Source organism: Spirulina subsalsa PCC 9445 (assembly GCF_000314005.1).
Lineage (GTDB): Bacteria > Cyanobacteriota > Cyanobacteriia > Cyanobacteriales > Spirulinaceae > Spirulina_A > Spirulina_A subsalsa.
In genome coordinates this window covers 4229412-4254117 of the sequence record NZ_JH980292.1, presented here as the reverse complement: position 1 = coordinate 4254117, position 24706 = coordinate 4229412, and the positions used below count along the sequence as shown (strand labels likewise).

Below are 24706 nucleotides of genomic sequence, written 5' to 3'. Positions count from 1 at the left end.
TTTTTGCTCCTCAAGGTCATCAATGGGGCAGTTGGGGTTAGTGTTTAGGGTTAAGGTCAAGGTAATGAGCGAAAGTATCCAAAAAACAGTAGGAATTGTGGGTTTAGGGTTGATTGGTGGGTCTTTGGGTTTGGAGTTGCGTCGTTTGGGCTACCGGGTTTTGGGTGTATCCCGACGGCCTCAAACTTGTGAAAGGGCGATCGCCTTGGGAGTGGCAGATCAGGCTGAGATTGAGTTGGGGACGCTATCCGAGGCGGATATTATTTTTGTTTGTACGCCCCTGAATTGGATAGAAACGATTATTGGACAATTATTGCCCGATTTAAGACCTACTACAGTCGTAACGGATGTGGGTTCGGTCAAAAATCCAATTGTAGAGGCGATCGCACCCCTCTGGGAAAATTTCGTCGGGGGGCATCCTATGGCAGGCACGGCCGAACAAGGCATTGAGGCCGCTCAATGGGGGTTATTTCAAGATGCTCCCTATGTTTTAACGCCCCTCCCCTCGACCCCCACGACCGCCGTAGAACAGGTTAAAGAGATTGTACAAGCATTAGGTTCTCGTTTGTACTGTTGTGATCCCCAACACCATGACCGGGCTGTGGCCTGGATTTCCCATCTGCCGTTGTGGGTGAGTGCCAGCTTAATTGAGGCTTGTTTACAGGAAGAAGAACCAACCGTGTTACAGTTAGCCCAAAGTTTGGCCAGTTCGGGGTTTCGGGATACTAGCCGCGTGGGGGGAGGCAATCCAGAGTTAGGGGAAATGATTGCTCGTTACAATGGGGGGGAATTATTGCGATCGCTCTATACCTACCGTCAAGTTTTAGATCAGGTCATCGCGCAAGTTGAGCAACAAAACTGGGAGCAGCTAGTGCATTTACTCCAGCGCACTGAATCCGCTCGCCCCGCTTTTGTCGAGCCGGGTGTAGGGCCCAGAGAATCCCCATAGGGGCTGGCGGCAAAAACCGAACGCTAGACTCAGCAAGCCCTAATTGATTATTCATGGCGCGCTGATTTGGGCTGACCCAGGAACGCCTCTAGGGCTTTTAACACGGGGGTAGGGTCTTTCTGCTGTAAGTTATCTCCCCCCTGTCTAGAAAACACACTCCAACGAAAAGGGCATTTTTGGGCGGCGGACATCCAGAGGAGACGTTTAGCGCGGGTCATGGCAACGTAGAATAAACGGTATTCTTCCGCCCGTTTGAGTTGGTCGGCTTGTTGCCAAGCCTCTTGAGGATTAGGGAGGGGAGCCCGGTCGTGAGAGTCAGTGGTTTGGGCTAAGTAACGATTATGGACAGCGACACGCACCTGAGCTCGGGCAATTTCGGGGAGGGTGAAGTCCCCTAAAAACTGAGCAGAGCGCGGAGTCCAAGGGCTACCTGGGAGAATGTCATGATGGAGGAAGGGCAGAAAGACATAATCCCAGTCTAGACCTTTGGCTTTGTGCATGGTGATGATAGTGACTTGACCCGGTTTAGTTTCTTTCTGCTCCTCCGGGTCTTCGTTAATGCTTTCAAAGTCCTCGGAGCTTACCATATCTTGTAAAACGTTAATGATGGCTTTGATGGAGCGATTCTTTTGGAAGGCTTCACCAACACCTTCAATTTGTCGCCATACCCGATCCGCCAGTTTCTGCACGGTGGCCAGTTCTCCGCTTTGATACCTCAAGGTCATGCCGAAAAAGGAAATCAATTGATAGGGGGGCAATTCTAAGCGGGCGTTGAGCAGTTGGCAGCAGGCTTTACGGGCGGTTTGGACGGGCTTTTTTTGGGGTGGATCTAAGGGGGTCGGATAGAGAAATTGTTCCGGTGCTGTGGCGAGAGCGTTCAGGTCTTGGGTGGGGATGATCTCCCGTTTATCTAAAACTTCAAGGGCCCCTTTCAAGTTATCGGGGGAGTGGGGGCGATCCACAAATTGCAAGAGTTTCAGCATTTCGCCGGGGATCTCAGACTGTCGTTCCCCTGCTCCGACCTCGTGGATCTCAATGTTGGTGCGTTTTTCCCATTCCTCCAGTTGTTCCCGAATGAAGTGACCTTGACGATTTTCCCGCACTAAAATGGCGGCGCTGTGGTTGGGGTTTTCTTGCAGCAATTGTTCGATACGCTGACCAATTTGCTCGACGGTTTTATAAATGTCATCGGGATAGTGAATTTCAACCCCTTGAGCGGTGGGGGGTGGGTTAGGCTGGGGATCCTGGGGATCAACGGGACGGATTTTTTGGGGACGAAAGGGGCGATTTTGGGGATCATTGGGGTTCCAAGTATTATTAACCCAATGGAGGACGAAGTTGGCCGCGTCTAGGATGGGAGTACAACTCCGTCCGGCTTGATCCATGCTGGCCAGACGAGTCCCGTTTTGAGAGGCTACGCGATCGCACTGATCACAAAAATAATTGAAATAAATGGGATCGGCCGGGGTGAAGGTGGAGTTAATCGCTTGATTGGGATCTCCCACCCGTACTAGATGGGGATCTGGGCTACCTTCTGCTGGAGTCGCCAGAATTTCTAAGAGTTGAGTTTGTAAGGGGGTGGAGTCTTGGGCTTCGTCCTCAAAAACGGCAAAAACTTGGTCTTGCCAGATTGGTCGTAGTTTCGGGCTATCTAAGACCCGCTTGGCGGCCAAAATCATATCATCATAATCAATAAAATTCCGACGCTCCATGAGTTGCTGGACTTTTTCATATAGTCCGGCCGCGATCGTTAAGGTTTGATAGGGATCTTCCACCCAGTCGCTCACCTCCCGCAAGTCCTCCGGCATCAAGCCTGAACTTTTTGCCTCTTGAATCACAGTTATAGCTAACTTGGGTAAAACTTCCGTGCGTAATACCGACTGACGGCGCAAACGTTCGGCCTCTTCCCCGTCAAATCCGCCACCTTCTAATAGGGTTTGATAAAGAGCGGGATTTTCCCGAATCCACTGTTCTACAGCCTCTTTCAGCAGATGGTGGTTTTGATTGGGGGAGATCAGGGTGAAGGTTTCTAAATCAATGCCCGAGGATTCAGGATGACGGGAGGCAATACTAAAGGCTAACCCATGTAACGTATGGACTTGAAAGCCCAGTTGGGGCAGTTTGAGGGCTTGGAGATTTTGCTTGACTTTGTGTTTAATACTCCCGGCGGCGGTGCGGGTAAAGGTGACTAAAATCAATTGTTTGCGGCCATTGAGTTGATGACGAGCAATGGCCATTGCTGCCCCCACCGCCATACTGTGAGACTTGCCAGCCCCCGGCACGGCAGAAACCGCTAAACGCCCGCCTGACCAATCGGCTAAACTCCGTTGTCCGGGGCGCAGACCTTGGCGTAATTGGGTTAGGGTTTCCTGTTGCGGGCTAGAGACTAGCGTATCCATGATTTACCACCAACGTAATTCTAAATAACTGCGACTACTCAATTTTTCTTCCTCTTCCGTCAACCAATCCACCGCCTTATAAGTCCCAAATACCCGATCCCACCAATCCACCCCCAGACCAAAATTATGATGCCACATCCCATACTTGTGGTGGACATAATGAACAGGCATCTTCATCCAGAAACACTTCGTCGGGTTTTCATGTTGCAACTGGTGAGCATAGGCCGAAAATGCCGCATAAACTAGCCCGCCCAAAAACCAACCTATGCCCGCCTCCCAAGATACCCAAAACAAGGCCAACATGGGCAGCAAACTGCCCTTGAGATAGTCCCGAAACTCCCACAACACCCCCTGACCTTCATTCCGACGATGATGATCCCGATGACGCTCCCCAATGCGCGCATTAACGTGCATCAGGCGATGAATCCAATATTCTACCAAACTGGCTAATACAAAAGAACCCACAAAACAAATCACACCAATCATGATGCTTCTGCACTCCTCATGCAACGAAACCGAATTTATTGGTTATTGTGCCATTGTTCTCCCCGCCTTGGCTAAAGACTCAAGCAGACGGTAAAAGGGGAAAGCTTCATAAAAATTAAAGAAGTTTGGTATGATGCTAGCTCAAATAGCCATCAATTGTTTTTTAAATGGAATCGACCTGAAACTCTAACCCCCCAGCCACGTCATTAGCCGAGAGTGTAGAGTAAACCGACTCCCCCCGGAGTCTGATCCCCCTTATCTCAACTTGTACACAGGGCTAACTGACTTCGATATACTAAACCACTAAATAATGTGAAGGAGTGAACGGTGCAAGTCGTCCAAAAATACACCCAGGGAATGTATGAACACGGTCTTTATCCTGACAAATACATCTGTCATCAAAAGCAGAATAATTTTGTCGAAATCGAAGATCCTAAAACAGGTGAGCGGCAAACAGTTTTAACTTTTTGCACTAATGATGTACTAGGTTTAGTGCAGAATCCCCAAGTCAAACAGGCTGCCATTGATGCCGTTCTTCAGTATGGCACATCGAATAGTTCCTGCTCCGTTCTGAGTGGTCGCATTGACCTCCACCGTCAGCTAGAACAGGAGATTTCAGCCTTTAAACATCTTCCCCATACTCAGCTATTCCTCAACGCTTGGATGGCGATGCAGGCCTTAATGGATGCCTTTTGCCACTTAGCGATTCCGGTTCCGGGGTTTCAGCATACCCGGGAAACCTTAATTATGACCGATGTTTTAAATCATGGCTGTATTGTTTCGGCGGTGGTTAATGCAGATAATCGTTCCGGTAAGGTTTTTAGTTATAGTCCTCCGGTGCGAGTGAAACCCTATCGTCATTGTGATGCGGACGACCTCGCCCGGAAACTGCGCCGTTATGCCAAAGCAGGCGATCGCATTTTAGTTGTCTCCGATGCTGTATTCTCCATGGACGGCGACATTGCCCCCCTACCGGACATGATTGAGGTTCTTTCCCAATATCCTGATAGTGTTTTAGTCATGGACGAAGCCCACGCCAGTGGCGCACTGGGGGCGAAGGGGGGCGGGATTTATGACCACTTCGGCATCTCCACCCAGTCCGTCATTGACCAAGGGATTAATCCCCTCATCATGACCACCTTCTCTAAATTTGCCGCCTCAGCCGGGGCCGCTATTAGTACCCACGTCAAAGAATTAGTAGACCTCCTCGACGTTTCCCCTACCTCCATCGGCACCATTTCCCTCCCTGCCCCCACCACCGCGGCCGCCCTCGAAAGTATTCGCCAAGTGCGCAGCCATCCGGAACTGGTGCAAAAACTCCAAGCCAACACCCGTTATTTACGTTCTCGTTTAATTGAACACGAGTTCAACGCGATTGGAGAAACTAATGTTATCCCGGTGATTTTACCCCCGGAATATGACCCGAAAACCTTCGCCGATCACCTAATGGAAGTACATGGGATTTGGGTATCTCCCATTTGGTACATCGCCAAACCTCGCCTCCGCATCACCGCCAACGCCCTCCACACTCAGGAGGAAATGGATCAACTGGTGAGTGCCATGGTACAAACTCGCGCCGCTCTTTATTCTACTCCGGTCACAGCTACCATTAGCGCCTAAACCTGTGTCGGATCTCATCGCCCAATCTGAACAAGTTGGGCTTGTGTACATTTTGTCAAGTCCCATATATAGCGTTTTCTAATTTATTAAACTCTATATATGGGCTATTCGTCATTGGACATAACCACATTTTCCCGACTCCCTATTCCTGACTAACAGACTGATTTAGTAGGCCTTAAATAGAACTGCTATACTATAAAAAAGCGTCAGAGATTAGCCCAACTCAGATGAGCAAATCACTATGGTTCAACAACTTTCCCAAACCGTAATCTATCCCGACAGTGATGGACAACCGATGGCCGAGAATACCCAGCAATTCCAATGGATTGTAGTCATTAAAGAGAACTTAGAAATTTTGTTCGCCCATCGTCCTGATGTGTTTGTGGCGGGGGATTTACTCTGGTATCCGGTGGAAGGGGACAATAAAACTCGTCAAGCGCCCGATGCCATGGTAGCCATCGGACGGCCGAAAGGTCATAGAGGGTCTTATCGACAGTGGGAGGAGGATAATATTGCCCCCCAGGTGGTGTTTGAAATTCTGTCTCCGGGGAATCGTTTAGCGGAAATGAATCGCAAACTAATGTTTTATGACCGTTACGGGGTGGAAGAATATTATATCTATGACCCAGACCGTTTGGATTTAGCGGGATGGTTGCGCGGGGAGGGGGGGTTAGAGATGATTGAGGAAATGGATGGCTGGGTGAGTCCTCGTCTCCAGATTCGCTTTGAATGTCCACCTACGGGGTTAGAGTTATATTATCGGGATGGTCGTCAGTTTTTGACTTCTGTAGAGTTACACGAACAAGCAGAGGCGGCACAACAACAAGCAGAAGCAGCACAGCAGCAAGCAGAAGCAGCACAGCGACAGGCAGAAGCAGCACAGCAGCAAGCAGAAGCAGCACAGCAGCAAGCAGAAGCAGCACAGCGACAGGCGGAAGAGTCCGAACAACGGGCGCGGCGGGTAGAGGAGGAACTGACGGCGGAAAAAGTGCGATCGCAACGTCTCGCTGAACAGTTGAAACGCCTAGGCATAGACCCCGATTAAACCGCCCTTTTTTGTGCTGCATCATCTCAACGTCTCCCAATCCCCCCAGCAGCGCAACACCACATCCCGACTCCCCACCGCTAAGGCCCCGATATAATCCGGGGCCGGAGTCAGATGATAGAGGGACCAATCGGCCGGGGTTTCGCTAGAATGGGCAAGGTGCAGGATTTCCACAGGGGCATCCGGTAAACAAGACACTTCAACCTGCTTTAAGCCTTTAATCCCCTCCCCCGTTGCCTTTAAATAGGCCTCTTTGCGCGTCCAAGCTTGGAAAAAGGCCGTTTCGGCCAGGGTTCCCTCTAGGGCGGCAATTTGGGCGGCCTCGCGGGGGGTAAAGAAGCGTTGCGCCAGTTGGACAACGTTGGCAATGGGGCGCAAATGTTCTAGGTCTACACCAATGGGATAGCGGGGTGTGATACTGTACAGGGCTAACTGGTGGGAGTGGGAAAGGTTGAAGGAAAGGGAAAAATCAGTCAAACTAGGTTTACCGTTGGGGGTGTAGCTAAACTGGAGACGGTGGGGGGAGGTGGCGAGGTAGTGGGCGAGGAGGAGACGCAAACAGCCGCGACTGATTTGGAAAGAGACGCGATCGCGCTCCAAAGCATAACGAGTCGCTCTAGCTTGTTCGTCGGGGGAAAGCAGGGAAATCAGTTGAGGCAGGGGGAAGGGGGGATGAAGTAAGGAAACTTGCCAGAGGTGAATTTCGTTTAAGGGTAAGGAAAGACTCATCAAGACGGTGCAGATTAACGAATAGAAGCCCTAGTGTAATCATAGAATATGGCTGGTATGAGGCGAGGCTAAAATCATGACGCAATTTCCCAACTCTGAACCAACTCCAGAATCTCAGGCAGGCTCCAGACGGTTTCGCCGCTTAGGGATGGCCTTGGGTGTCGTGCTGTTGGTGGGGGCGGGGGCGAGTCTCCCGGTGATTTGGCTTCTCCTACAACAACTGTTACGGCCCTTTGTGATGGCACAGTTGACGGAAACCCTGGAACGCCCCCTAGAATTGGGCAATGTTCAGGGTTTTTCTCCCGTTCATCTCCGTTTTGGGGAAACCCAAATCCCCGCCACAGCAGGAGATGCAGATTTTGCGACGGTGGAACGGGTCACGGTGCGCTTTAATCCTGTGGGGATGTTGGCAGCGCGTCAGATTGTTTTAGATGTGAGTTTGGAAGGGGCGCAGGTTTATTTAGAGCAGGATGAGACGGGAAAATGGCTCAATTTGCCGGAGTTTCCCCAACGGGAGGAGGACACAAAGGCCCTAGTTCGGGTGGAACGGATTCGCTTACGAGAGGCTACCGCAACGGTGGCCGCCCGTTCTCCCCAAGGTGAGTTAAATCCGCCCTTTGCGGTGAGAGTGCGGGAGGGGGATATTCACCTCGGGGAGGAGTACAACACAGCGCGGGGAGAGTTGGCTGGGGATGTGTTAACGGGGGGGAGTTTTGCCCTGCAAGCGGAGTTAGAGAATCTTAGGGAGTTTCGCAGTCCCCAAGTGCGGGGGAAGGGAAATGTGCGGTTACAGGCGATCGCACTTTCCGCCCTCCAACAATCCTTTCTCGCCCAATTACCCCTACAAGTCGAAACCGGACAAGTCGGGGGTAACTTCACCGTCGAGATTGCCGGAGATCCCTTTAATCTAGACAGTTTACCTCAACTCAATGGTTTATTAACCCTTGATAACCTAACCCTCCTCCTCGACGATTTAAAGCCCCATCTCACCGTCGCTCAAGGCCAGATCCGTTTACAGGGAAATCGAGCCGAATTAGAAGACTTTGAGGCCGCCCTAGGGGAAATTGAGGCCATCCTAGGGGGATCCATCTCCCCTCAATCCGGCTTTGACCTCCACGGCAAAATCCCCGCCCTCACCGTCCCCAACTTCTTCCAAACCTTTGAACTCACCCCCCCAGACTTTACCCTAACTGGCACCCTAGAACTAGAAGGACAACTCACCGGCCCATTTAATCAAGGAGTCATTACCGCCAGCGTCCGTCAAACCTGCCCCACAGGGAATAAACTATCCTCCGCCACCTTTTGCGGCCTCACCATCGACCGGGTGCGAGTTCTCGCCCAAGCCGATGTCACCCTAAACTTAGGCGAAGAACGAGGCCAGCTTGAACGCTTAGAAATTGTCCCCACATTAGGGGGTAAAATCACCGGAACGGGAACTGTGAACTGGGGAGAACCCAACACCGCCTTAGTGCAGTTGTCCGGGGTTGATTTACCCGGCCAGCGCCTCGCCCGTCTCTACAATTTAAACCTTCCCCTCCCCCTAGAATCCCTTGAAGTTCAAGCCCAAGCCCTCATCCCCCTTGATAACTGGCAAAATTTGCGGGCAACGGTGACCAGTAACACCCTCCTAGGAGGGGGACAAGTGACCGTCCGCGACCTACAGATAGAAGATCAACGCTGGCAGGGCGTTGTACAAGCCCAAGGAGTCCGCTTAGGAGACTTATTGCCCCTCCCTGACTTCGCTCAAGGCCAAATCGGAGCCGCCAACGCCCAGTTACAAGTAGCCGGCCCCCTGCAACAATTCGCCCTCAATCGTCTGGAAGTACAGGGCAGCGCCAACCTCAGCCTAAGTGGAGGGACTGCCCAACTCACAGCCCTTCAAGTCTCCCAAGGGCGCTGGCAAACTAACTTACGGGCGAGTAATATTAATCTGCACAACAGGGAACAGGGAACGGGGAACAGGGAACAGGGAATCCGGAACAAGGTCATTACCGGCACCGCCAGCGCTAACCTCCAACTCACTGGCTCCCTTGAATCCTTTACCCCCGACACCCTCACCGCCCAAGGACAAGCCAGCCTAAACCTAGCCGGGGGAACCCTGCAAGCCCAAGGCCTCACCTTCCGCAACAATCAACTCCGCACTACCCTCCGTTCCCAAGGCGTACAAGTGGGACGCATCACCCCCCACCTCCTCCCCCCTAACCTCGCCTTACCCCCCTTGGGAACCCTAGATGGGGAGTTAGAAGTCTCCAGCCAGTTAGAGATAGGGACTCAACCTGATTCCCCACTCCTCACCTTAGAAAACCTCCAAGCCACCGGAAACATGGGAGTTGGTGTCGGAGGGGGACGAGTTAGCACCTCGCGCCTCACCCTCACCGGGCAAACCCTCACCGCCGATGTTCAAGCGACCGGAGTTACCCTCGCAGCCGTGAGTCAAAATCTCCCCCGGGCGCTCAACCCCTCCCAATTGGGTGTAGCATCAGGCAGCGCCCAACTGCGCGCCAACCTAAACACCCTAACCGATGCCCAGAGTTGGAACGCCCAAGGGAGCGCCACCGTGCAACAGGTGGGAGGGGGACAGGTGGCCGCCCGTTTCCAACTCAACCAAGGAAACTGGCAAGGACAAGTTAATCTGGCGGCCGTCCAACCCCATCGCCTCACTCCCCAACTCTCCCCAGAATGGCTGGAAACCGCCAGCGCCTCCCTAGATGTAGCCGGAAATTTAAGGGACTTGACATTGGGCGCAATTCGTGCATCCGGTTCAGCCCGTTTAGGCGTAGCTGGGGGACAGGTACAGGCCAACCAGATCCAACTGAGTGGGGGCAACCTGACCGCCCAACTCCTGCCCCAAGGGGTACAACTGGGGAGGATTACGCCCCAACTGCGGGGGAGTTTAGGGGGAGAATTGACCGTTGGGGCTAGGGTGGCCGATTTCCAAGTGGGCAACACCCAAGCCACCGGGCAGATCCGCCTGAGTCAAGGGGTTTCCCTGATCACCGACCCCCTCAACGCCCAATTCGCTTGGGATGGGCAACAGTTAAATCTGCAACAAGTCCAGGCCGGCCAACAGTTGACCGCCCAAGGGACAGTTAATCTGGATGGGCAGGCCCTACAACGAGGGGACTTTAGCCCCAATGTAGTCCAACAGTTTAATCTCGCCCTGGCGTTGAATCATCTGCCCCTCAACCGGATTCCCCAAGAAATCGCCGCCTTAGACCCAGAACTCCTCGCCCTCGCTGGAACCGCCAGTTTTAACGGACAACTGTCCGGCACCCTCAACCAACCCCAAATTCAGGGCAGCTTGGCTTTAAACAACCTCGCCGTGAATGATTTGGCCTTTGACCCCACCCTAGCCGGATCCCTGCGTATTATCGCCGGACAGGGAGGCGTGGTGGACTTACAGGGAACCCGACAAGATAGAGTCTATGCCGAGTTAGGCCCTGGCTACCTCCCCACGACCTTTGATCTCCGCCTTAATGCCATTGCCGCCACAGGTGAAACTACAGGGAATCTCCTCACCGCCCAAGTGGAACAATTTCCCCTTGCCCTCGCCAAGTCCCTCATCCCCCTCCATCTCCTGCCCCCCACCGTTGCCACCCAGCCTTTAAGTGGGGATTTAGCAGGGGAGGTCAATCTCAACTGGGCAACGGGGGATCTAGTGAGTCATCTTGCCATTACTCAACCCACCCTCGGCCCTCTCTCTGGGCAACAGTTCACCGGAACCCTCCAATGGCGTAATGGCATCCTCGCCCTAGAAGAGGGACAATTCCGCAACGGAACCACCACCTACAACCTCAACGCCCAAGTTACCCCCTTAAGCCCTAACCCCCAATTCCAAGCCGCCCTAGGGGTGGAAAATGGGGATTTACAGGATGTCGTCACCACCCTTAACCTCTTTGACCTCGTAGACCTGACCAACCTCGCCCAAACCTTCCAAACCCCCCCCGACCAATTTGGCCGCGCTGTTGACCTGAACACGGTGGGGGTGGGCGACCCGAACACCACCGTTTACAACCAACTGCGCCGTCTCTCGGAAATTATCGCCCTGCAAAACCAACAGGCAGCCGCCAATCAGCCCCCCGTTCCCTTACCCCCCCTTGCTGAAGTTCAAGGGCAATTTAACGGCACCCTTACCGCCTCTGGTGCCCTCCAAGGGGGGTTAGAAGGGATTCAGGCGAATTTTGACCTGAGCGGCGAAAGCTGGTACTGGGGTTTCTATAATCTCGACTCTGTAGTAGCCCAAGGAGAATTAAATAATGGGGTGGTGCGAGTCTTGCCCCTAGAAATTGCCTTGGGTGGGGGAGAAATTGCCTTTAGTGGAGCCTTTGGGGGGGAAACCATCTCTGGTCAACTACAAATCACCGACCTCCCCATTGCTGAACTGCAAGAATTCCTCCCCCTCCCCCCCGACATTGGCTTTGATGGCACCCTGAACGCCAGCGCCACCCTAGGCGGCACTCGCGCCAATCCCCAAGCGAGGGGTCGCCTTGACCTACTCAATGCCAGTGTCAACGATACCCCTATTTCTAAGGCCACGGGCAGCTTTAACTACAGCAACGCCCGCCTACAATTCTCTGGTCGCAGTGTTCTAAGTACCGATGGAACCCCCCTCACTTTAGCGGGAGTTATCCCCTATCAACTGCCTCTCCCGGAAACCCTCCCCCCCCAAGATAATAGTCTTGAAATCACGGCTAAAGTCCAAGATGATGGCCTGGCACTGTTGAATATCGTCACCCGTCAACAACTGGTCTGGCAGGATGGGGAGGGGGAAGTTGACCTCAAAATTGCTGGAGCCATTGACCCTGAAACGGGACAATTAAGCCGCCTCAATGCCCAAGGGTTGGCCATTTTAGAAAATGGGGTGATTAGCTCTGAATTCCTCCAAGACTCTATCACTGACCTCAACGGCATTATCCAGTTTAATTTTGACAATATCGCGGTAGAATCCCTCTCCGGTAATTTTGGGGGCGGGGAAATCTTCGTCCGGGGTATCCTGCCCACAACGACTCCCCTCACAGATTCGGAAGAATCTCTTACTGTCTCCCTCGGCAAACTGGGGGTTAATGTGAAAGGGTTGCTGACTGGGGAAGTGCAAGGGGATCTGGTGATTGGGGGCAGTGTGTTAGAACCGCAAATTTCCGGGGATGTTGCTGTTGCCAATGGTCGCCTTGACCTCCTTGGGGCGGCGACGACTGGGGGCGGTGTGGGCAATGGCAATGGTCAAGGGGCGATTAATCAAGTCCAGTTGAATAATTTGCGCTTAACGTTAGGGGATAATTTTGTGATTCAACAACAACCCTTGTTAGAATTCTTTGCTCAAGGGAGTTTAGTGGCCAATGGCAATCTGTTGAATCCTTCCCCAGAGGGGGTGATTGAATTGCAACAAGGCACGATTAACTTGTTTACGAGTCAACTCCGGTTAGATCGCAACTATGAAAACACGGCCCGCTTTACGCCCCAAAGTGGTTTAGACCCTCAATTAGATATTCGCTTGGTGGGGGCGATTTTAGAGGCAGACCGTCGGGGTTATGTGGCGGATCCCTATGCTTCGGAAGTAGTGGATAATCCTATTGATGTGGGGACGGTGCGCACGATTCGCGTCGCGGCTCAAGTGCAAGGGTCTGCCCAAGAATTAGCCCGCAGTTTGGACACTTCCTCCAGCACGGGATCTGCGCCCTCGCGGGATATTCTGACCCTCACGAGTAGTCCTAACCGTTCCCAGACGGAGATTGTGGCGCTGTTGGGGGGTGGGTTTATTAATGCGGTGGCTGGGGGAGATAGTACGGCGTTGGTGGGGGGATTGGCGAATTTAGCGAGTAATGCCCTGTTGGGGGATGTGTTTAGTGAGGTACAGAGTGCGTTTGGTTTAAGTGAGTTTCGGATTTTCCCGGCGGAAGTGATTGATGAGGAGCGGGGCCGGACGGGAACGTTAGGTGTGGCGGTGGAGTTGGGGAAAGATATCGGCCGCAATTTCTCGGTGTCGGTGTTGCAGTATATCACGCCACCGGAACAGCCGACTCGTTTTAATGTGCGCTATCGGATTAATGAGAATTTTGTGCTGCGGGGGTCTACGGGGCTAACGGGGGAAGGTCGGGCTTCGTTGGAGTTTGAGTCGCGGTTTTAAGGAGTTATGGGGTTTACGGTGTGGGGGCTAGGACAAAGGGCTTAACTTGTCAGCCTTGCCTATTACCTATTCCCTAGCTGAACTGATATGATTTTTGGGGCAAGGTTGATCAAGGTCAACCCTTGAATGAGCCAGCCCAATCGTTGTTAATTATGTCCTACTGCCTTGGAGTGACTTCATGGATTTAGCTCGGATTCCCGCTCAACCCAAACCCGGTTTAATTAATGTTTTAATTGAAATTCCTGCCGGGAGTAAGAATAAATACGAATTTGACAAAGACCTGAACGCCTTCGCCTTAGATCGGGTGCTTTACTCTTCTGTTCAGTACCCCTATGACTACGGCTTTGTTCCCAATACCCTCGCCGATGATGGCGATCCCCTTGATGGTATGGTCATCATGGATCAACCCACTTTTCCGGGCTGTGTCATTGCCGCTCGTCCCATTGGAATGTTAGAAATGATTGATGGCGGCGATCGCGACGAAAAAATCCTCTGCGTCCCTGACAAAGACCCCCGCTATAGCCAAATCACCTCCCTTGAACAAATTTCCCCCCACCGTCTGGATGAAATTGCTGAGTTTTTCCGGACTTATAAAAACTTAGAAAACAAAGTCACCGAGATTTTAGGCTGGAAAGGACTCAACGAAGTCGGCCCCTTGATTGAAAAGTGCATCCAAGCCGGTAGCAAATAAACAATCTTAAGGTACAGTTAGCTTATGGGCTAGGACTCACTCTTGTGACCTAACTCACAAGCTAACAATCCGAGTCGCGCTAGTATTGGAAAAATCCCAGCTAGAAATTCCCGACTTACTCAAGGGTGCTAGTAGATTTAAAATAAAGAGCAAGGCAAATCCTTCACTCACGGTAACACTTGAGGAAGACCCGCCCCAACTCGGCTTATATTTTTCACCCCGAACTTTTTCAGTTCTCGGTTTTTGGACTCTTAGGGCATCAGGGTAAAAGCCCATCAGGGCAAAAGCCCATCAGGGCAAAAGTCCATTAGGGCAAAAAAAGCCGGACAAAAACTTGACTCGTCCGTGAATAGCTCACCGTTGAGCCTCCTTCTGTCCTAAGATAGAAAAAGTTTCGGGAGAATTACAGGGGAAGCGAACGAAAAGATATACTTTGAGATAGCTGCTAACCCAAGGCTATTCCGCCTATTTAGAGTGAACAATGTCACCCAATTCCCAGCCAGCAGCAACCAATGAGAAAATGCCAAACAGCCATGTCCAGGAGGAGAGCCTTGCTGTGAGCTTTGATGTTCAGTTTTGGGGCGTTAGAAATCAGATTGCGACTCCAGGCAAAGACACAGTGCGCTATGGTGGGAATACTTCCTGCGTAGAAATGCGAATTGGGGAGGCACGTCTGATCTTTGACGGAGGAACAGGTTTGCGCGCCCTAGGCAACAGTCTTCTCAGTCAAATGCCTGTCGAAGCCCATATGTTTTTTACCCATTGTCATTGGGATAGGATACAAGGTTTTCCCTTCTTTGTCCCCGCCTTTATCCCCATTAATCACTTCCACATCTATGGGGCTGAAGCGTCTAACGGCTCTACTTTTAAACAACGCCTCAGTGGACAAATGCTTGGTCCCAACTTCCCTGTTCCTATCCAAGTGATGCAGTCAAAATTAGAATTCCATGACATTCATTGGCAGGATAAATGTGTAGTGGGAGAAGGTATTGTCATCGAAACCTACATTTTGAATCGCGAACATCGCTCTATCGGTTATCGAGTTATTAGTCAAGGCAAATGCGTAGTTTACGCCATGACTCCTGATTATTTTACTGAAGAACATCACTCTAACTGGTTAGATTTAATCCGTCAGGCTGATTTATTATTATTAGCCGCTCCTGAAAATATTCCTCAGTTTCACTCGCCACCGAAACCTGAAGACATGAACAATCCTGTGGAGGGATTTTGGGAAAAAGGGATTAAAGTTGCTCAAGAGTTGGGCGTGAAACAAGTGATTATGTCTCTACATCACCCTGAGCATAATGATGATTATTTAGATTTAATGGAAAGTAAAATGCAGCAAAGTTTCCCCAATGCAACTTTTGCCAAAGAAGGAATGATCATAGCCTTGTGATGATCATATTCCTTCTAAAGTCAATTATTCTCAAGACAAATCATGTCCGAGTGGAACTACGAAACAACAGTTCAGGAAATAGAGACAATCATTCAACAAATTGAATCCGGTTATCTGCCTCTCGAAGGGATTTTTGAGCAGTTTGAGGAGGCCGTGCAGCAGCTCAAAAAATGTGAAAATTTTTTAAGCCAAGGTCAGGAACGGATGACGTTACTCATTGAGACACTAGAAGATGAGGACTTACCATTAGATTAGTTTGGGCCGGCTGAATAAGTCCGGGAGTCGGGTGTCGAGGAATCAAGAATTATTCGCTATTCCCTGTTCCCTACCCCAGTTATTCAGCAAGCCCTAGTTAATTTAGTGGAGAAAATGACGAATTCCCGTCAATACCATGACTAAACCTAGCTCATTAGCTGCTGCGATGGAATCTTGATCTCGAATTGAACCGCCGGGCTGAATAATGGTTTTAATGCCAGCGGCCGCCGCAGACCGTACTGAGTCATCAAAGGGGAAAAAGCCATCACTGGCTAAACAGGCACCTTGAGCAGCTTCTCCGGCTTGTTCTAGAGCGATTTTCGCCGCCCCTACCCGGTTCATTTGTCCGGCACCTACTCCCAACGTGACGCGATCGCGAGTAATAACAATGGCATTGGATTTAACGTGCTTCGCCACCTTCCAAGCAAACAGCATTTCCGCTAATTCCGCCTCGCTGGGTTTCTTCTCCGTCACCAGTTGCCACTCATCGGGTAAATCCACCCGATCATCAGTATCCTGAACCAAAAAGCCCCCCGCAATCACCTTAACCGTTGTCGCCGTCCCCGTCATCAAATCCGGCAACACCAACACCCGCAACTTAGACTTCTTGGCGAGAATTGCCTTCGCTTCCGGCGTACAATCTGGGGCAACAATACATTCTAAAAAGGTTTTCGTCATGGCCTGGGCTGTTGCCCCATCAATGGCTTGGTTTAACGCCACAATGCCCCCAAACGCCGAAGTAGAATCAGCATTAAAAGCCTTGTCGTAAGCTTCCGCTAAGGTTGCCCCCATAGCCACCCCGCAAGGATTGGTATGTTTCAACACCGCGGCCGCCGGTTCCCCCGTAAACTCCCGAATAATCCGCCTAGCGGCCTCCAAATCCACCAAATTGTTATAACTCAATTCCTTACCCTGTAACTTAATCGCCCCCGTCCAACCGTCCTCACTGGTTTTATACCAACTGGCGGGCTGATGGGGGTTTTCGCCGTAGCGTAGGGTTTGAATCGGAGTTCCTGACAGGGTAAAGGGGGCGGGATTCTCGGTAATTTGGGCAAAATAAGCCGAAATAGCCCGATCATAGGCCGCCGTCATCATAAACCCTTCCATTGCCCTCCCTTGGCGGAATTCAGGGGATACAGTACCGCCACCGTTGCGCAATTCAGTTAAGTAGTCTTCATAGCGGGCAGGATTACAGAGTACCGTTAAATGGGCGTAATTTTTGGCGGCAGCGCGGAGGAGGGTGGGGCCGCCAATATCAATATTTTCGATGGCATCGGCTACGGTGACATCGGGTTTCGCAATGGTTTGTTCAAAGGGGTAGAGATTGACGACGACTAAATCCAGAGGACGGATATTATTGTTGGCTAAGTCGGCTAAATCGGCTTCTAAATCCCGACGGGCTAAGATTCCCCCATGAATGCGGGGGTGTAGGGTTTTCACTCGTCCGCCGAGAATTTCGGGTGAACCCGTATAATCACTGACTTTTTTTACCGGAATCCCCGCTTCTTGCAGGACTTTTGCCGTGCCACCACTACTGATGAGTTCAAAGTCGAAGTTGTCCACCAATTGACGGGCTAACTCGACGATTCCGGTTTTGTCACTGACGCTGAGTAGGGCTAGTTTCCCCATGATGATTCTCCACAATACGGCAAGTGGTTATTATGGGGCTAAAATGTCCCACTTTGGGAATTTGCAAGGGAAGTTTTAACTTCTGTGGGTGGGTTAATGCTCTCCGGGATTGATTCTCCCCCGTTACAATAAAATGAGTCCTGATTTACTACAGAACGATGGTTCAAACCCCCATCCCTTCTAACCTCCTTTACCCCGATTCCGATGGTAAACCGATGGCTGAGAACACCCTTCAGTATCGCTGGATTGTCCGCTTAGTCTCCAATCTCAAGGAACTGCTCAAAGATGAAATTGCCTTTGTCGCGGGGGATTTACTCTGGTATCCTGTGCTAGTTCAGCGCCCCCCTGTACCCTGTCAAGCGCCCGATGCTATGGTGGTTTTAGGTCGTCCTGATGGGGACAGAGGGAGTTATAAACAGTGGGAAGAGGAAGATATTGCTCCGCAGGTGGTGTTTGAAGTGCTTTCCCCCAGTAATACCACCACGGAAATGGCTGCTAAACAACGGTTTTATGAAGAGTATGGGGTGTTAGAGATGTATTTTTATAATCCCCAATCCCATGATTTTTGGGGGTTTGAACGGGAGAGGATTGAGGAGAGTTTTCGTTTAATTACGCCCCTTCATTTGCCTTGGACTTCCCCTCTGTTGAACATTCGTTTTGAACTTTCGGGGGAGGGGTTAGTGATTTATCATCCTAACGGAGAACCGTTTAAGGAGCCGGGGGATTGGTTTGGGGAACGGAATTTGGCGCAACAACAACGAGATTTAGCCTTTGCTAAACTCGAAGAACTGGGAATTGACCCAGAAACCCTCTAATCTAGGTTTAAGGTGTAGAGCAGTCCCTCAATCCCCCGTTACAATAAAATGAGTCCTGATTTACTACAGAACGATGGTTCAAACCCCCATCCCTTCTAACCTCCTTTACCCCGATTCCGATGGTAAACCGATGGCTGAGAACACCCTTCAGTATCGCTGGATTGTCCGCTTAGTCTCCAATCTCAAGGAACTGCTCAAAGATGAAATTGCCTTTGTCGCGGGGGATTTACTCTGGTATCCTGTGCTAGTTCAGCGCCCCCCTGTACCCTGTCAAGCGCTCGATGCTATGGTGGTTTTAGGTCGTCCTGATGGGGACAGAGGGAGTTATAAACAGTGGGAAGAGGAAGATATTGCTCCGCAGGTGGTGTTTGAAGTGCTTTCCCCCAGTAATACCACCACGGAAATGGCTGCTAAACAACGGTTTTATGAAGAGTATGGGGTGTTAGAGATGTATTTTTATAATCCCCAATCCCATGATTTTTGGGGGTTTGAACGGGAGAGGATTGAGGAAAGTTTTCGCTTAATTACGCCCCTTCATTTGCCTTGGACTTCCCCTCTGTTGAACATTCGTTTTGAACTGTCGGGGGAGGGGTTAGTGATTTATCATCCTAACGGAGAACCGTTTAAGGAACCGGGGGATTGGTTTGGGGAACGGAATTTGTTGCAACAACAACGGGATTTAGCCCAACAGGAACGGGATTTATTGCAAGAACAACGGAATTTAGCCCAACAGGAACGGGATTTGGCGCAACAGGAACGCGATCGCGCCCTCGCTAAACTCCGGGAACTCGGAATTGACCCAGAAAACCTCTAATCTAGGTTTAAGGTGTAGAGCAGTCCCTCAATCCCCCGTTACAATAAAATGAGTCCTGATTTACTACAGAACGATGGTTCAAACCCCCATCCCTTCTAACCTCCTTTACCCCGATTCCGATGGTAAACCGATGGCTGAGAACACCCTTCAGTATCGCTGGATTGTCCGCTTAGTCTCCAATCTCAAGGAACTGCTCAAAGATGAAATCGCCTTTGTCGCGGGGGATTTACTCTGGTATCCTGTGCTAGTTCAGCGCCCCCCTGTACCCTGTCAAGCGCCCGATGCTATGGTGGTTTTAGGTCGTCCTGATGGGGACAGAGGGAGTTATAAACAGTGGGAAGAGGAAGATATTGCTCCGCAGGTGGTGTTTGAAGTGCTTTCCCCCAGTAATACCACCGTAGAAATGGCCGCTAAACAACGGTTTTATGAAGAGTATGGGGTGTTAGAGATGTATTTTTATAATCCCCAATCCCATGATTTTTGGGGGTTTGAACGGGAGAGGATTGGGGAAAGTTTTCGCTTAATTACGCCCCTTCATTTGCCTTGGACTTCCCCTCTGTTGAACATTCGCTTTGAACTGTCGGGGGAGGGGTTAGTGATTTATCATCCTAACGGAGAACCGTTTAAAGAACCGGGGGATTGGTTTGGGGAACGGAATTTGTTGCAACAACAACGGGATTTAGCCCAACAGGAACGCGATCGCGCCCTCGCTAAACTGCGAGAACTCGGCATTGACCCAGAAACCCTCTAAGTCTTAGGCTGAGGGAAAGCCCACCCTCCTTTTATGTTAAACCCCAAGTTTCGCCCCTCTAACAGGAATCGTCGGATATTCATGGCGATTCTCGTTTGTCTGCTCCCCTTTCTGTTAGCGTTGGGTTTAGCTTTACTTGTTCCCTCTCCCCCCCGATTGGATATGACCCTAGCTTCTTCTGCCGAACTCTTAACGGATCCCTTTTTACAATATCCCACCTCCGATTCTGTGCGGGTGGTATGGTTTACTGAGTTTCCGGGGGTGCGGCACTGGGTCAATTATGGGCGTGATTTGGAGTTAAAGGCGATCGCAACCAGCCAAAAACTCAGTCGTCTGCGAGAAGATACCCGTTCCAGAATTCCCACCCCCCCCACTCAACCCACCTTTCGCCCCATTTGGCGACACGAAGCCCTTATCACCCCCCTCACCCCCGGTCAACGTCTCCCCTACCAAGTCACCAGTCTTAAAACCCCAGAAGATCCCCTTTATAGCGCCGTCTTCACCCTCACCCCCACCCCACCCCCCGGCACCCCCCTAAAAATCCTCCTCACCTCCGATCATCAACTCATGCCCATGACGGCCGCCAATCTGCAAAAAGTGGTCGAAACCATAGGCTTTATTGACGGCGTATTCTTGGCCGGAGACTTAACCAATATACCCGACCGGGCCTCAGAATGGTTTGATGATCAACGAGGAGGAGCCTTTTTCCCCTGCTTACAAGGACGCGCTCAATATACCCTCGAAAAAAACGAACAAACCACCCTCTATCAAGGCGGGCAAATTATTCAAAATGCCCCCCTATTTCCCGCCCTAGGTAATCATGAAGTCATGGGACGTTTTTCCATGACCGAACCCCTCGGAGAACAGTTCAATCATGCTTATCCCCGCGAACAAGCAGAAGCCCATTATGCCCAACAATTCGCCAACTTAAACATCGCCGAAGATCCCACTTTTAAAGCTGCTTGGATTAAAGCCAATTCCTTTAATACTGATACCTACGAAGAAATATTTAGCCTACCGGAACATAGTCCGGGGGGTAAGAAATACTACGCCATTACCTTTGGGGATGTGCGCTTAATTGTGCTTTATATCACCAACATCTGGCGGGTTCCCAGCCTAGACGATACCGCATTAAGCCGCTACCGTGAACCAACCTATAACCTCCAAAACCCAGAAAAATGGGGTTATGGACAGCATATTTTTGAATCCATCCAACCCGGTAGTTCTCAATATGAATGGTTAATAAATGAACTAGACAGCCCAGAATTCAAACGGGCTAAATATAAAATTGTCATGTTCCATCATCCCCCCCACACACTCGGCGGAAATATCGTCCCCGCCTATACCAATCCGCGACAAACGATTCTCACTGACCCCACCGGGCAAGTGCAGAAAGTACGCTATGAATACCCACTAGAAGATGATCATATTATACAACACTTAGAGCCATTATTAACAGAAAAAGGCGTGCATTTAGTCTATTATGGTCACTCCCATTTATGGAATCGTTTCCGCAACAAAGCCGGAGTAAACTTTCTTGAATCCTCCAACATTGGCAATAGTTACGGGGCTTATTTCAGCGACGAAAAAAGACCCATTCCTGAAGGATATCAAGCAACCTATGTAGCCACCGGAAATCCCAACGGTTTAGAGCCAATTGTTCCGACAATTGACCCTCTATTCGATGAGCAAGGGCAACCCTTACCCTATATTGCCAGTAATGACATTACCGTATTTAGCATTTTAGACACCCAAAAAGGAACCATCAGTAGTTATCGTTTTGATACCAGACAACCCATGACCCAAGTTGTCAAATTTGATGAATTTGATGTGCGCTGAAACGTGAAATATAACCAGGGCATACGGAAATGGGCGCAAAACTAGGGAAAATAGAGCAGGGTTAATCACAACCACTCTGCTTACACCATCCATGATTTATTTTAAACTGGTTGCCACTGCGATTATCTGGGGGGGGACATTTATTGCCGGACGGATTATAGTTCAGGCGCTCCATCCCTTTTCTGCCGCCTTCTGTCGCTTCGCCCTCGCGAGTTTTTGCCTCGCCCTCCTCACCTACCATGTAGAACAGAAATTCCCCCGTGTCCGGTGGTCCCAAATGATTGGGCTGGTTGTGTTGGGGTTAACAGGGGTTTTTGCGTACAATACTTTCTTTTTTTGGGGTTTGCAAACTACCCCCGCCAGTCGTGCCTCATTGATTATTGCCCTCAATCCCATTGCAGTCGCTCTTGCTTCAGCCATTTTCTTACGGTATCGTCTCAGTTCCCTACAAATTGTCGGGATTCTCCTGTCCTTTTCTGGTGCGGCCTTCATCATCGCCCAAGGAAACCCCCTCCACCTCTTCCGGGAGGGCATCGGCACGGGGGATTTATGGTTATTTGGTTGTGTCATCAGTTGGTGTATTTATAGCATTGTCGGAAAGTGGGTGATGCAGGATTTATCCCCCCTTGTGGCGACGACTTACGCTTGTTTCATCGGGACTTTAGCCCTTTTGCCTCTCGCCCTCCATAGGGGGCTGTGGGAAATTTTGCCAGATTTGGCTCTCAATCATTGGTTGAGTTTAATTTATTTAGGGGTTTTTGGGTCAGCCATTGGCTTTAATTGGTATTACGAAGGAATCCGCTCCATTGGACCAACCCGAGCCGCCATTTTTATTAATTTAGTTCCGGTTTCGGCAATTATTTTAGGGGTTTCTTTACTGGGAGAAACGGTGACTCCTCTATTAATTGCTGGGGGTGTTTTAGTGTTGTTAGGAGTTTCTTCCACTAATTTAGGTTAATTATTATCTATGCCCTATTCCCTACGACGGGATGGAATACCACTGACTCGGAATATATCGGCAACGGTGGGACAATAAACGGGTAGGCCAAAGGTGGCAGGATTCACGGGATTTTTATACACAAAATGGCGGTAATTCATGCAGAATCGGTCCCAAGTGGCCATCTGAATCCGAAACAGAACAATGATGAAATTAGCAAACCAAAGGGTGAGGGGAATTCGCCAATAAATCCGATGGCCAAAATATTCGCAAACTTCAGCTACGGCATCATTGACGGTGGTGGCAGGATTGCCTAGAACAACTTGCTTGAGGTAAATATCATCGAGTTCGTTTACTACATCATAGGGGAGGGGATTATCCACTAAATAAACCACGACGCGGGCGATGTCTTGGCTATGGAGAAAGTGAAAGCTGGCATCCCCTCGAAACCAACGCGCTAAGGGAACCCATTTTACAATGTCTTTTAAGCCTGAAGAAATATGAGAATAGGGTTTATTTCCATCTCCTCCTAAGACTAAGGTAGGGAATAAAACGGTGATTTTCGGGGCAATCTCTAAGCGAGGAAGTTGGGTCATCATGTCGTACTTTGACCGAATATAATCTGTCCCGATTTGTCTCGCTTCTTCTAATAATTGGTTTTTTTGGTTTAATATGCTGGCCGTGGAAAAATATAAGACTTGTTCGCAAACTTTGGGATCTAATAAGTTTATTAGCCGCAATGTTTTAGCTACATTGGTATCAAAAACTTCGGCTGTTCCTCCCCAAGCATTAGCCGCTAAAATAGCAATATGAATGGTTTTTAAAAGGTCGCCAAACTGTTCAATATCCATCATATCCCCTTCTAATACGGTGATTCCGGGGCGGGCATTGTAATCAAATTTGAGTTTCGCTGGGTTGCGTACTAATAAAAACAGTTCATGGTCTGTTTCTTGAATTAGTAATTCGGTGAAGTAATGACCAATACAGCCACTTGCACCTGTTATAAAAATTCGCTTGGCTGTCATGGGCTGCTGCTATTACAAAGGATCAAATCTGTTCAAAAAGAGTGGAGAATTGATAATTGATAATTTAGGATTAATTTAGGCGTGAACGGCTAACAAATCGTTGACTTGTTTTCCCGTTTCAAAGAATACTCGGACGTGATCTTCTGGGGTGCCGGGGAGTACGCCATGACCGAGGTTCAAGATGTGACCTTGACCGCCTGTTTTTTGCACAGTGTCAATAATTCGCTCACGAATAAACGCCGGAGAACCAAATAAAACCCCCGGATCTATATTGCCTTGTACTTTCATGGTACGACCAAGACGTTGACGGGCTTCTGCCATGTCTACAGTCCAGTCTACGCTGACAATATCTACCCCCGATTGACCCATGCGTTCTAAAACGCCTGCACTGCCACTGATATACAGAATCAGGGGGGTGTCGGGATGGGTGGCCTTAACTTGACGGACGACTTGCTGTTGATAGGGAAGGGCAAAGGTTTCATAGTCTTGGGGAGTGAGTTGTCCCGCCCAAGAATCGAACATTTGCACCACTTGCGCGCCGCAGTCGATTTGATAACGAACATAAACGGCGATCGCATCGGCTAATTTACTTAGTAACTGATGCAGCACGGCCGGTTCTGAGAAGGCCATCCCTTTGATAATGGAATAGTTCTTAGAACTCTTGCCTTCCACGGCATAGGCCGCTAAGGTCCAAGGCGCCCCCACAAAGCCCAAAACCGTGGACTGATTGCCCACTTCTTGGCGCAGGGTGTTGAGAATTGTCTTGATAAAAGGTAAAGACGCTTCGGGATCGAGAGCATGGAGATTTTTCACCTGTTCAGCGTTGCGAATCGGAGGATCAATCACCGGACCGCGACTCTCGATAATATCAAAGGGGATGCCGATCCCGGGGAGGGGGGTTAAAATATCGGAGAACATGATCACCCCGTCGGGTTGAAACGCCCGCCAAGGTTGCAGGGAAATCTCAATTGCTAAATCGGCATTTTCCGACCGTTCCCGAAAACTGGGGTAGCGATCGCGCAAGTCTCGATAGACTTTCATATAGCGTCCCGCTTGGCGCATCATCCAAACCGGGGGGCGCTCGGCGGTTTCACCCCGCGCCACTCGTAATAGTAAAGGTTCCTGGGTTGACCCAGCCATAGAAACTCCGTTTTATTCTAAAAAGTTTTTTAGGGCATTTGTTAGCTTATCATCTTGCGCTA

18 protein-coding genes are annotated in these 24706 nt (G+C 50.2%); 12 read left to right on the top strand and 6 right to left on the bottom strand.

The genetic code is table 11. The annotated features are described in order from the left end of the window. The first annotated feature begins 64 nt into the window (after positions 1-64). A complete protein-coding gene (locus SPI9445_RS0119450; protein ID WP_026079945.1) occupies positions 65-949 on the top strand; it encodes a prephenate/arogenate dehydrogenase in 885 nt (294 codons plus the stop codon). Between the two features lie 47 nt (positions 950-996). Here SPI9445_RS0119450 and SPI9445_RS0119445 read toward each other — a convergent pair whose 3' ends face one another. Then, positions 997-3348 carry an ATP-dependent helicase gene (locus tag SPI9445_RS0119445; RefSeq protein WP_017306454.1) on the bottom strand — a complete coding sequence of 784 codons (2352 nt, stop codon included), beginning with the start codon at positions 3346-3348 and terminating at the stop codon, positions 997-999. A gap of 3 nt (positions 3349-3351) precedes the next feature. Continuing rightward, positions 3352-3834 carry a sterol desaturase family protein gene (locus tag SPI9445_RS0119440; RefSeq protein WP_017306453.1) on the bottom strand — a complete coding sequence of 161 codons (483 nt, stop codon included), beginning with the start codon at positions 3832-3834 and terminating at the stop codon, positions 3352-3354. Between the two features lie 327 nt (positions 3835-4161). Between SPI9445_RS0119440 and SPI9445_RS0119435 the strand changes: the two genes are divergently transcribed. Together SPI9445_RS0119435 and SPI9445_RS0119430 are read left to right on the top strand one after the other, a co-directional pair. Continuing rightward, on the top strand, positions 4162-5454 hold the full coding sequence (locus SPI9445_RS0119435) for an aminotransferase class I/II-fold pyridoxal phosphate-dependent enzyme (RefSeq protein ID WP_017306452.1): 1293 nt from the start codon (positions 4162-4164) through the stop codon (positions 5452-5454). A gap of 241 nt (positions 5455-5695) precedes the next feature. Then, positions 5696-6499: a Uma2 family endonuclease gene (locus SPI9445_RS0119430; RefSeq protein ID WP_017306451.1), complete on the top strand. Its 804-nt coding sequence runs from the start codon at positions 5696-5698 to the stop codon at positions 6497-6499. A gap of 21 nt (positions 6500-6520) precedes the next feature. On the opposite strand, the gene SPI9445_RS0119425 is transcribed toward SPI9445_RS0119430, so the two are convergent. Beyond that, positions 6521-7228 carry a 4'-phosphopantetheinyl transferase family protein gene (locus tag SPI9445_RS0119425; protein WP_017306450.1) on the bottom strand — a complete coding sequence of 236 codons (708 nt, stop codon included), beginning with the start codon at positions 7226-7228 and terminating at the stop codon, positions 6521-6523. Between the two features lie 76 nt (positions 7229-7304). On the opposite strand from SPI9445_RS0119425, the gene SPI9445_RS0119420 reads away from it, so the two are divergent. From SPI9445_RS0119420 to xseB, 4 genes are all read left to right on the top strand, one after another. Beyond that, positions 7305-13352: a translocation/assembly module TamB domain-containing protein gene (locus tag SPI9445_RS0119420; protein ID WP_017306449.1), complete on the top strand. Its 6048-nt coding sequence runs from the start codon at positions 7305-7307 to the stop codon at positions 13350-13352. A 178-nt stretch (positions 13353-13530) separates the two neighbouring features. Further along, the gene (locus tag SPI9445_RS0119415; protein ID WP_017306448.1) at positions 13531-14043 is read left to right on the top strand and encodes an inorganic diphosphatase; all 513 of its coding nucleotides are present in this window, start codon (positions 13531-13533) and stop codon (positions 14041-14043) included. Between the two features lie 520 nt (positions 14044-14563). Then, positions 14564-15439, top strand: coding sequence for an MBL fold metallo-hydrolase (locus SPI9445_RS0119410; RefSeq protein WP_017306447.1), 876 nt, complete (start codon positions 14564-14566; stop codon positions 15437-15439). A 42-nt stretch (positions 15440-15481) separates the two neighbouring features. Beyond that, the gene (xseB, locus tag SPI9445_RS0119405; protein ID WP_017306446.1) at positions 15482-15694 is read left to right on the top strand and encodes an exodeoxyribonuclease VII small subunit; all 213 of its coding nucleotides are present in this window, start codon (positions 15482-15484) and stop codon (positions 15692-15694) included. 102 nt (positions 15695-15796) lie between these two features. Here the strand turns inward: xseB and purH are convergent, their stop codons facing one another. Further along, positions 15797-17323 carry a bifunctional phosphoribosylaminoimidazolecarboxamide formyltransferase/IMP cyclohydrolase gene (gene purH / locus SPI9445_RS0119400; protein WP_017306445.1) on the bottom strand — a complete coding sequence of 509 codons (1527 nt, stop codon included), beginning with the start codon at positions 17321-17323 and terminating at the stop codon, positions 15797-15799. 158 nt (positions 17324-17481) lie between these two features. Between purH and SPI9445_RS0119395 the strand changes: the two genes are divergently transcribed. The 5 genes from SPI9445_RS0119395 (at position 17482) to SPI9445_RS0119375 (ending at position 22500) form a co-directional block, all read left to right on the top strand. Further along, positions 17482-18138, top strand: a complete 657-nt coding sequence (locus tag SPI9445_RS0119395) for a Uma2 family endonuclease (protein ID WP_017306444.1) — start codon at positions 17482-17484, stop codon at positions 18136-18138. A 73-nt stretch (positions 18139-18211) separates the two neighbouring features. Continuing rightward, positions 18212-18952 (top strand): Uma2 family endonuclease, encoded by a 741-nt coding sequence (locus SPI9445_RS0119390; RefSeq protein ID WP_017306443.1) that lies wholly within the window; start codon positions 18212-18214, stop codon positions 18950-18952. Between the two features lie 73 nt (positions 18953-19025). Then, the gene (locus SPI9445_RS0119385; protein ID WP_017306442.1) at positions 19026-19703 is read left to right on the top strand and encodes a Uma2 family endonuclease; all 678 of its coding nucleotides are present in this window, start codon (positions 19026-19028) and stop codon (positions 19701-19703) included. A gap of 81 nt (positions 19704-19784) precedes the next feature. Then, the gene (locus tag SPI9445_RS0119380; protein WP_017306441.1) at positions 19785-21542 is read left to right on the top strand and encodes a metallophosphoesterase family protein; all 1758 of its coding nucleotides are present in this window, start codon (positions 19785-19787) and stop codon (positions 21540-21542) included. A gap of 91 nt (positions 21543-21633) precedes the next feature. After that, positions 21634-22500: a DMT family transporter gene (locus SPI9445_RS0119375; RefSeq protein WP_017306440.1), complete on the top strand. Its 867-nt coding sequence runs from the start codon at positions 21634-21636 to the stop codon at positions 22498-22500. 14 nt (positions 22501-22514) lie between these two features. On the opposite strand, the gene SPI9445_RS0119370 is transcribed toward SPI9445_RS0119375, so the two are convergent. Continuing rightward, positions 22515-23504 (bottom strand): NAD-dependent epimerase/dehydratase family protein, encoded by a 990-nt coding sequence (locus SPI9445_RS0119370; protein ID WP_017306439.1) that lies wholly within the window; start codon positions 23502-23504, stop codon positions 22515-22517. A gap of 75 nt (positions 23505-23579) precedes the next feature. Next, positions 23580-24644: a uroporphyrinogen decarboxylase gene (gene hemE / locus SPI9445_RS0119365; protein ID WP_017306438.1), complete on the bottom strand. Its 1065-nt coding sequence runs from the start codon at positions 24642-24644 to the stop codon at positions 23580-23582. Between the last annotated feature and the right edge of the window lie 62 nt (positions 24645-24706).

Excerpts from the sequence above, each read along its gene's own strand:
- SPI9445_RS0119450 (WP_026079945.1), top strand. The coding sequence starts at position 65 with ATGAGCGAAAGTATCCAAAAAACAGTAGGAATTGTGGGTTTAGGGTTG.
- SPI9445_RS0119445 (WP_017306454.1), bottom strand. The coding sequence starts at position 3,348 with ATGGATACGCTAGTCTCTAGCCCGCAACAGGAAACCCTAACCCAATTA.
- SPI9445_RS0119440 (WP_017306453.1), bottom strand. The coding sequence starts at position 3,834 with ATGATTGGTGTGATTTGTTTTGTGGGTTCTTTTGTATTAGCCAGTTTG.
- SPI9445_RS0119430 (WP_017306451.1), top strand. The coding sequence starts at position 5,696 with ATGGTTCAACAACTTTCCCAAACCGTAATCTATCCCGACAGTGATGGA.
- SPI9445_RS0119425 (WP_017306450.1), bottom strand. The coding sequence starts at position 7,228 with ATGAGTCTTTCCTTACCCTTAAACGAAATTCACCTCTGGCAAGTTTCC.
- SPI9445_RS0119420 (WP_017306449.1), top strand. The coding sequence starts at position 7,305 with ATGACGCAATTTCCCAACTCTGAACCAACTCCAGAATCTCAGGCAGGC.
- SPI9445_RS0119415 (WP_017306448.1), top strand. The coding sequence starts at position 13,531 with ATGGATTTAGCTCGGATTCCCGCTCAACCCAAACCCGGTTTAATTAAT.
- SPI9445_RS0119410 (WP_017306447.1), top strand. The coding sequence starts at position 14,564 with ATGCCAAACAGCCATGTCCAGGAGGAGAGCCTTGCTGTGAGCTTTGAT.
- xseB (WP_017306446.1), top strand. The coding sequence starts at position 15,482 with ATGTCCGAGTGGAACTACGAAACAACAGTTCAGGAAATAGAGACAATC.
- purH (WP_017306445.1), bottom strand. The coding sequence starts at position 17,323 with ATGGGGAAACTAGCCCTACTCAGCGTCAGTGACAAAACCGGAATCGTC.
- SPI9445_RS0119395 (WP_017306444.1), top strand. The coding sequence starts at position 17,482 with ATGGTTCAAACCCCCATCCCTTCTAACCTCCTTTACCCCGATTCCGAT.
- SPI9445_RS0119390 (WP_017306443.1), top strand. The coding sequence starts at position 18,212 with ATGGTTCAAACCCCCATCCCTTCTAACCTCCTTTACCCCGATTCCGAT.
- SPI9445_RS0119385 (WP_017306442.1), top strand. The coding sequence starts at position 19,026 with ATGGTTCAAACCCCCATCCCTTCTAACCTCCTTTACCCCGATTCCGAT.
- SPI9445_RS0119380 (WP_017306441.1), top strand. The coding sequence starts at position 19,785 with ATGGCGATTCTCGTTTGTCTGCTCCCCTTTCTGTTAGCGTTGGGTTTA.
- SPI9445_RS0119375 (WP_017306440.1), top strand. The coding sequence starts at position 21,634 with ATGATTTATTTTAAACTGGTTGCCACTGCGATTATCTGGGGGGGGACA.
- SPI9445_RS0119370 (WP_017306439.1), bottom strand. The coding sequence starts at position 23,504 with ATGACAGCCAAGCGAATTTTTATAACAGGTGCAAGTGGCTGTATTGGT.
- hemE (WP_017306438.1), bottom strand. The coding sequence starts at position 24,644 with ATGGCTGGGTCAACCCAGGAACCTTTACTATTACGAGTGGCGCGGGGT.